Source organism: Vibrio makurazakiensis, from assembly GCF_050337375.1.
GTDB classification, from domain to species: domain Bacteria; phylum Pseudomonadota; class Gammaproteobacteria; order Enterobacterales; family Vibrionaceae; genus Vibrio; species Vibrio makurazakiensis.
This window is the reverse complement of the sequence record NZ_JAKJSW010000227.1, coordinates 1-6,180: the sequence shown is the minus strand read 5'-3', so window position 1 is coordinate 6,180 and position 6,180 is coordinate 1. Positions and strand designations below refer to the sequence as shown.

Sequence of the window (6,180 nt, the reverse complement as noted above, 5' to 3'; positions counted from 1 at the left end):
ACTCAGGCTTTTGGAGAAGCAAGTTGAATTGGATTCAGAAAAGTACATTAAGTACATTGATCGCCCTAAGTTTCCCGTCGGTAGGTCAAACACTTGAACAAGCGGTTTCTATAACCCTTCAAAGTAACCCTGAAATTAAAAGTGCTTACAATGAATATGTCAGTAAGCGCTATCTGAATGACGCATCTGGCGGTGCTTATAGACCAAGTATTGATTTAGATGCAGGTATCGGCTATGAAACGACCGACTTAGCATCTTCAACAGACGAAACAGAGTTAACACGTAAAGAAGCAACCCTCACATTAACCCAGTTGATTTGGGATGGTTCTGGCACGTTAAATGATATGGATAGAACCGCGGCAGATGCAGAATCGGTTCGATACCAACTTCTCTCAGACGCTCAAGACATTGCTTTAGAAGTAACAAAAATTTACCTTGATGCGGTAAAAGCGTACGAAGTTCTTTCTTTATCCGAGAGCAATTTGGCGACCCATAAAGATATCTATCGTGATATCAAGAAGCGTGTTGATTCAGGTATAGGTTCTACAGCTGACATGTCGCAGGTGGAAGCGCGAATAGCGAAAGCACACGGTAATTTGCTTGCAGCTCAAAACAACCTGTTTGATACGCACACACAATTTATGCGTATTGTCGGCCAATCGCCACAAGGACTCGTCTTCCCAAGAGCGGATTCCAACGCAATCCCACTGACTGTTGATGGCGCTTTAAAAGACGCTCTTGTACAGCATCCTGTTATTAGGGTTGCACAAGTTGATGTCGATTCAGCTAAATTCCAATACAAACAAAGCAAAAGTACCAATTACCCAACGTTATCTTTCGAAGCTGCGCAAACATGGAGAGATGACGCAGGCGGTGTGGAAGGAAGTAGTGATGAGTTTTCAGCAATGCTGAGACTTCGTTACAACTTATACAATGGTGGTTCTGATTCAGACCGTTCAGAAAGCGCTGCATTTCAATTAAACAAAGCAAAAGACCTGCGCGAACGCACTTATCGTGTTGTAGAAGAAGGACTCCGCTTGTCATGGAGTGCTCTAGACCTAACGGTTCAACAAAAGGACTTCCTTTCTGATCACGTAGACTCTGCATCAGATACTGTCATAGCGTATGAAAAGCAATACCGTATTGGTAAGCGTACTTTATTAGACCTGTTAAACACTGAGAATGAATTGTTTGAAGCGCGTAAAGGTTACTTAGATGCTAAATACGATGAACAGTACGCTAAATATAGAGTAATGAACGCAACAGGTAATTTATTAATGGCTCTGCGCGTCGATGTGCCAGAACAGTGGAATGAAAAGGTGGACTACTAATGAAGATTACACAATTAGCCTTATCTCTGTTTGCCCTTTCTAGCCCGCTAGCCGTTCACGCTAGTGATATACAAAGTGACGAGTTTGAATACCGAGAGGTTCCAAACTCCATTCAAAACGCAGACTTAATTGATGACGATAATGACGGGGTTATCAATGCTCGCGACCTTTGCCCCGGCACGCCAGCTAAAGCTGAGTTAGATAATGATGGGTGCAGCACTTACATTAAAACGTCTGAAAATAAAGATATACATATTCTATTTTCAAATGACTCCGCTGTAGTAAATCCGGTATTTTTAGCTCAAATACGTGAAATGTCAGATTTCCTAGAGCAGTACTCATCAACCTCAATTGAACTGCTGGGTTATGCAAGTAAAGTTGGTAAGGCCTCTTACAATTTAGAGCTATCAAAAAAACGGGCGAACGCAGTGCGCCAAGCACTTATAGACAACGGAGTTAGTCATACTAGGATCAGAATCGTTGGCTACGGTGCTGACAATTTGACAGATCTTGGAACGGATGAGCTAACTCATGCTAAGAATCGAAAAGTACTCGCGAGTGTGGTTGGCTTTAAAGGGAATGTAAAAGAAGAGTGGGATATTTTCACCAAGATTAAGAAGTAATCTTAGAAAGGCTGACTATATAGTTGGCCTTTTTCTTACTTATCATATGCAACCAACCTATGAGTAGTTTTTATTATATACCTTGGAAATCTATAGTGTTACCCTAGCATCGTTCAAAACATAGAGAGCTAAATAATGAGTAAACTAACTGCTGATATCCAATCAAACCTYGACCTATTTGTAGCTGAAACAACTGCAAGCAAAATTGTATGGGGACTTCGTAACGACGAAGGTTGGCTAGCATGTGACTCTACTGAATTCGAAAACAGCGAAGTAATGCCTTTCTGGTCTTCTAAAGAAGATGCACAAACTCATAATGTAGAGGAATGGGCTGACTTTGAAGTTCTAGAAATCCCTCTAGATATTTTCGTTGAAGATTGGTTATTAACTCTTGCTGAAGATGGCGTTCTTGTTGGTACCAACTGGAATTCATCATTAGAAGGTAAAGAGCTTGAGCCGTCTGATTTAGCAAAACTTTATATCTAGTATTTAAGCGGTCGTAATTATTTACGGCCGCTTCCCGTTTTACCTCCTGATAAGCCTATCGCAAAATCAATTTCCATCTCCTTAGGATAATTGCGAACCATATTTAACGGCTATAGAATGTYATTCCTTATCTAATATTGCTTTTCATATGCCGACTTTTTCGAAATTAATTTGTACGCTTTTTCTTATCAGCATCAGTTTCTACTCAAATGCCAATTTAGCAAACACCTCGGCGTTGCAGTCTAGTGACAGCATTAATAGTAAGTGGTATCAAGTATACCTAAGTAAGCGATCCTCAGAACCAACACATGCCCTCGATATGCTGCAAGAGCGATATGCAGGTTTGCCTTCTTCGGGTCACAAGCTCTATATTAGTTCTTTGCTGTATCATTTTATGTCAATGAACGGACAGCCCTATTTCGGTGGCGACTCTCCAGATCCTGAATATTCGAAGATTGAAGCGTTATTTATTCATTCTCTTTCGGAAGAAGATAATGGGGATTACGTGGGCGCTCAGCAAGGTTTTTTGAAGCTCTTGAACAACATTCAACTTAAGTATGATCAAGATGCACAAATTCTCTTCACTTATCAGTTATGTCGTTCTTTAAACGAGCAATCTCAATACCATTCAGCGAACTTCTACTGCTCGTCCCTTGCTGATCTATTGGACTCTTCAGCAAATCCCGCTATGCCTAAGTATGTTGGATATAGAGTTATCGCAAACAATCAGCATTTTCGTGGTGACTACAGCCTAGCTTTGAAGACATACCAACGATTATTGGAGAATACACCCAAGAACGTAGATGTTTCTGGTGCATATAACGACATTGGTAACCTTTTAAAAGAACTCAAACAGTTCGAAAAATCAGAAGAATACTTAATCAAAGCGCTTAAACTTCGCTCCTCTGCCCCATTACTCAAACAAGCTCAAGTAGAGCACAGCTTAGCAAACTTCTACATGGTTCAGGGGCAAGTAGAAAAATCCGTAGAGCACTTTAAAAATGTCCTGACTTCTCTAGAAGAAACACAGCATAAATATGGTTTAGCTCTCACCAAATTAGGTCTAGGTAAAGCTTACACTCAACTGCAAGAATACGATCTGGCTCAAAAATACTTAGTCGAAGCTTTATCAAGTGCAGCTGAGTTTGAAAGTGATGGTATCCGAACTGAAAGCTACCTTGCATTAAGTGACGCTTTTGAGGCTCAGCAATTACTGAATAACGCATTCCACTACGCCTATTTGGCTAAAGACTTATCCGAAAAAGTACAACGCAATAAATATTTAAGTCGAGTATTGTTACAACTTACTGATCTATCGAAGCTAAATGGCGATTACCAAAGCGCTCATAATTACTACATGCAATACGCTGAAGCCGAGCTTAGTAGTCGTGACATCGACAATCGACTCGCAATTGAAGCTATCGAGCTAACAAGAAGTCGATACGAGCAAGAATTAGAAAGTTCGGCCTTGATGAACGAATTACGACTGGAAAAATTGCAAAACGAACGAATGGAAGAACAACGAACAATGTATAACATCATCGTTTTCGTTTTGCTTCTTGGTGCTAGCTTATCGTTTTATAGCAATAGAAAAATAAAGAAAAGAGCATCTTACGATTTAATGACGCAGTGCCTAAATCGGGCGACTATCATTAATAAAATTAAAGCAATCCCAGCCCTTGAAGACAAAACAACAAGCCATGTATTGGTGCTGTTAGATTTAGATAACTTCAAACAAATAAATGATGAATATGGGCACCCTACTGGTGATAAAGCACTAGTTCAAATATCTCAAAACATCAGAGACTCGCTACAAGCTGACGAGTGTATAGGAAGACTGGGTGGTGAAGAGTTTTTGATTTTTCTGACGAATATCGAAGATCAAGATATCAGGCATCGAGTCACTAGCCTGCACCAAACGGTTTCTAAAACAATTTTTAAATCTGAAACTCACCGTAGTTTAACAACCACGGCGAGCTTTTCTTATATATCGACTTCTCGTTCACTCAGCGACTTTGATGAGCTTTACTCAATCCTAGATCAAGCTCTGTACCAAGCGAAGAAAAATGGGCGTAATTGTATAATCGATGCTTACAATGAAGCTATCGATTTACCCAACCCTACTTATTGAGAAGAGCCTGAGTAACTGACTCTTTGTTATCTAAGTACTCAGATAAGCCAGCTTTACGAAGATCACACGCAGGGCAATCGCCACAGCCATCACCGATAAGTCCGTTATAACAAGTCAGTGTTTTATGTCGAACAAGCTCTAAAGCTGAATATTGGTCCGCTAATGCCCACGTTTCCGCTTTATTAAGCCACATTAATGGCGTTTTAATTTCTAGTTCTTTATCCATGCCTTGAACCAAAGCAGAGTTCATTGCTTTTACAAAGTCATTTCGGCAATCAGGGTAACCAGAAAAATCAGTCTCACAAACACCAGTAATTACTGTTTGTGCACCGATTTGATATGCATAAATACCTGCAAGTGTTAGAAAAAGGATATTGCGACCAGGAACAAAGGAGTTAGGCAGTCCGTTTTCTTGTAATTCGTGAGACACCGGAATATCGTCACGAGTTAACGAACTGATGGCTAACTCATTAAGTAGTGTTACGTCCATCACTTTATGAGCCGTAACACCAAGCTCTTTAGACAATGACTGAGCAACTTCTATTTCTAATTTATGGCGCTGACCATAATCGAACGTAATTGCATGTACTTCGTCATACTCTCGAAGGGCTTGTACTAGACAGGTCGTTGAGTCTTGACCACCACTAAAAACAACAACTGCTTTATTCATGTTTTATTCCTTTGCTGTAAACAGCGTCAGTAAGGTTAGATTACTAAACAGGTTAGCTTAATCTTCGTTACGCGATACTTAAGTATTTGTGAGTTTGAATCGACAAACGCCAGTTTCGCTTAACACAAGTATCAATACATAGTTGAGTTGCACGTTCTTTCTGGCTGATTGGTTGAAGAGCTATCACGGTTTCCTCAGAAAGATCGACTCTCGCGATTAAAGCATCTAGCTGTTCAATGTCTTTACTCGTGCCCACGGGGTGCTTAATCTCATTGGCTCTCCATAAAGCGCTGTCTACGATATCCAACTTGGCTTTCATTGCGACTTTTGGTGACACTGTCACCCATGTATCTTTAGTCGCTTTAACTTCTGACGTACCGCTGGTTTCAATTTGGCAACGGCAGCCTATTTTCTCAAAGGCTTCAGTGAGTGGGACAAGATCATAAATACATGGTTCTCCGCCAGTGATCACAATGTGTTTCGCTGTGTAACCTTGCTTTATATATTCATCAACTATGCCCGAAGCGTCGATCGCTGACCATGTTGGAGAATCTTCCGTTTTTACCATGATATCGCCTAGTGACGTTTCGTCTTCTGCTAGCGCTTCCCATGTTTGCTTTGTATCGCACCATGAACAGCCAACCGGACATACTTGCAAACGGACAAATACAGCAGGAACACCAGTAAAGACACCTTCACCCTGGATGGTTTCAAACATTTCATTAATCTTGTACAACTTTCCCTCAGCTCTGTCATTTTGTGAAATTATTCAGGCGCAGACCATAAAACACTTAGTAGCTTTGGTCAAACAAATGAACACTTCAATATGGCTGACAAACCTCTAGCATGATTGGTTATCTTCCCTTATTCTCTCGCTATCAATATCGTTAGCATTTTTAGTAAGGACCCTTATGTACAAACTGATCGCACTTGATATGG

Annotated in this window: 6 protein-coding genes; 4 read left to right on the top strand and 2 right to left on the bottom strand. The window is 40.5% G+C overall.

Features of this window, described 5'->3' with window-relative positions:
- Window positions 1-23 precede the first annotated feature (23 nt).
- The 4 genes from L4C33_RS18540 (at window position 24) to L4C33_RS18525 (ending at window position 4,571) form a co-directional block, all read left to right on the top strand.
- A complete protein-coding gene (locus L4C33_RS18540) occupies window positions 24-1,331 on the top strand; it encodes a TolC family outer membrane protein (protein WP_428813890.1) in 1,308 nt (435 codons plus the stop codon).
- A complete protein-coding gene (locus L4C33_RS18535) occupies window positions 1,331-1,954 on the top strand; it encodes an OmpA family protein (RefSeq protein WP_428813889.1) in 624 nt (207 codons plus the stop codon). Before L4C33_RS18540 ends, L4C33_RS18535 begins: the two co-directional genes overlap by 1 nt.
- Window positions 1,955-2,089: 135 nt before the next feature.
- Entirely contained in the window at window positions 2,090-2,440 is a 351-nt protein-coding gene (locus L4C33_RS18530) for a DUF2750 domain-containing protein (RefSeq protein ID WP_428813888.1), read from the top strand.
- Window positions 2,441-2,759: 319 nt separating this feature from the next.
- Complete coding sequence (locus tag L4C33_RS18525) at window positions 2,760-4,571, top strand: GGDEF domain-containing protein (protein WP_428813887.1); 1,812 nt, start codon at window positions 2,760-2,762, stop codon at window positions 4,569-4,571.
- Here L4C33_RS18525 and queC read toward each other — a convergent pair.
- Window positions 4,561-5,241, bottom strand: a complete 681-nt coding sequence (queC, locus tag L4C33_RS18520; RefSeq protein WP_428813886.1) for a 7-cyano-7-deazaguanine synthase QueC — start codon at window positions 5,239-5,241, stop codon at window positions 4,561-4,563. The genes L4C33_RS18525 and queC overlap by 11 nt on opposite strands.
- Window positions 5,242-5,308: 67 nt before the next feature.
- The gene (gene queE / locus L4C33_RS18515) at window positions 5,309-5,977 is read right to left on the bottom strand and encodes a 7-carboxy-7-deazaguanine synthase QueE (RefSeq protein WP_428813885.1); all 669 of its coding nucleotides are present in this window, start codon (window positions 5,975-5,977) and stop codon (window positions 5,309-5,311) included.
- Between the last annotated feature and the right edge of the window lie 203 nt (window positions 5,978-6,180).